The sequence below is a fragment of the Paenibacillus kobensis NBRC 15729 genome (assembly GCF_004000825.1).
GTDB classification, from domain to species: Bacteria; Bacillota; Bacilli; order Paenibacillales; family Paenibacillaceae; genus Paenibacillus_T; species Paenibacillus_T kobensis.
Genome location: NZ_BILZ01000128.1, coordinates 1 through 1,831 on the forward strand (window position 1 = coordinate 1; position 1,831 = coordinate 1,831).

A 1,831-nucleotide genomic window follows, 5' to 3' on the forward strand; every position below is an offset into this window, starting at 1 on the left:
GGTGAAGGAAACACCATTGATTTCTGGATGTATTGGGACGGTACTGAGAACTCCATTCCTTTTTCCTGGAGCGTGGGTTACAAGCTCATATTCCGTGGGGGGTATTTTGGATTCAGTACGAATAGTTCAGATCTTATAGGGATTCCATCGGCCGCTCTTAAGAATAAATGGGTTCATATTACCGCAGTGTTCCCTAACAGTAATATTAAAGCGTCTACCTGTCAGTTATACATTAATGATAGTAAACAAACATTGACACAAGCTGCAGGAACAACAGATTTGACTAAAACGGTCTCCTCCAAGGCTTATATTGGAGGCTTTAAAGATGACGCTGGTCAAACCTCTTCACAATTTAGCGGGAAGTTATCAGATCTTCGAATATGGAACACCAATAGATCAGCTGCAGAGATTCAGAGTGATCTTTACCGAACACTGCGTGGAAATGAGGCGAATTTAGTAGGGCAATGGTTATTAGCGCCGGTACCGTCAAAGGTAACATCGCTAGTGACAACGGTATATCCATATTCCAATGTTGATGTGAACACTACTAGCGGAGGATATAACACGGTTGAGTTCTGGTTGTATTGGGCCGGAGGATCAGGGGATATGCCATTCGTATGGAGTACACAATACGGGCTATATTTTACGGGGGGCAATTTTGGATTTAATACCCTCAGCTCAGATCTTATGGGTATTTCAGCAGCTAGTCTCAAGAATACGTGGGTTCATGTCGCTGCCATATTCCCGAATGGCGTTCCGACAACACAAACATGTGAATTGTACATCAATGGGGTTAAGCAAAATATCCAACAGCTTGCGGGTACTGCTGCAACTTCGTCCAAGATAGCGTCCAAAACACTTAGCGTTGGCGGATTTAAAGTCGGAACCGCCCAGCAGAAATACGAATTCAGTGGAAAACTAGCGAATGTTCAGGTTTGGAATAAAAAATTGGATCAAGAACAGATTACTAGCGATATGTACAGAGTGTATCCAGACAATACTCCCTCACGTACTAGTCTAAAAATGGCTACAGATGCTGCAAATGATTACTATCTCATCGAGAGCTAATAGAAATATATTAACCGGTGTGTCTACGCAAATAGTTTCATAGGTTCTAAAGTATACATCGTTATTGGAGGAGAAAATTGTTGAAAAAGTTGATTTCGACTTTAGTACTATTCATTCTATTGCTTGAGTGCGCAATACCCGCATCGGCGGATGCGGTGATTAATAGTATAGGTGACAATGAAGCAATACAAGTAGAACCTATTGACTCCGAGCCGGTTACAGTGGAAGCGGCTGTAGAGGATTTTACGAATAAGCCTGTTGTTAGCAATATAACGGAATTGCAACCGCCGCAGTTTGTGGGTGAGGGCGTTACGGGAGCAGTATATGGCGTCGACAGCGTTACTAGCGTGGTATATGGCGTCGGCAGTGTTACTAGCGCTGTATACGGAAAGGATTCTGTAACTGGTGCTGTGTATGATAAGAAATCCAGTCTGAAATCAACCGCAATGACGATGCAATCCAATGCATATGGCGGCTATATTCCAGATCCGAGTGTAACTTCAAGTTTAAAAAGCATGAATATGAAGTCCGAGACCGCACCGTTCGCAGTGAATAACGGGGATGAGAGCATCTCCACGATGAATGGCAATCTGTCTACTTCAGCAACGGACTTAACATTGCCGGGCGTAAATGGGTTTTCTTTTACGCTGAGCCGAACCTACGATGTCTCTAACTCTTTCCTATACGAGAAAGAAGTGGAGCCCGTCATTGGTTGCCGTTGTATTCTAAAATTTAAAGGAACTACTTATACGGAATACAAACG

The 1,831-nt window shown here is 43.1% G+C and carries 2 protein-coding genes; both read left to right on the forward strand.

The genetic code is table 11. The features are described from left to right. A partial coding sequence (locus tag PKO01S_RS28380) for a LamG domain-containing protein (RefSeq protein ID WP_164779835.1) occupies positions 1-1,068 on the forward strand: 1,068 nt, incomplete at its 5' end. A gap of 80 nt (positions 1,069-1,148) precedes the next feature. Beyond that, positions 1,149-1,831 (forward strand): hypothetical protein (locus tag PKO01S_RS28385; protein ID WP_164779836.1); only part of this gene is annotated, 683 nt, incomplete at its 3' end.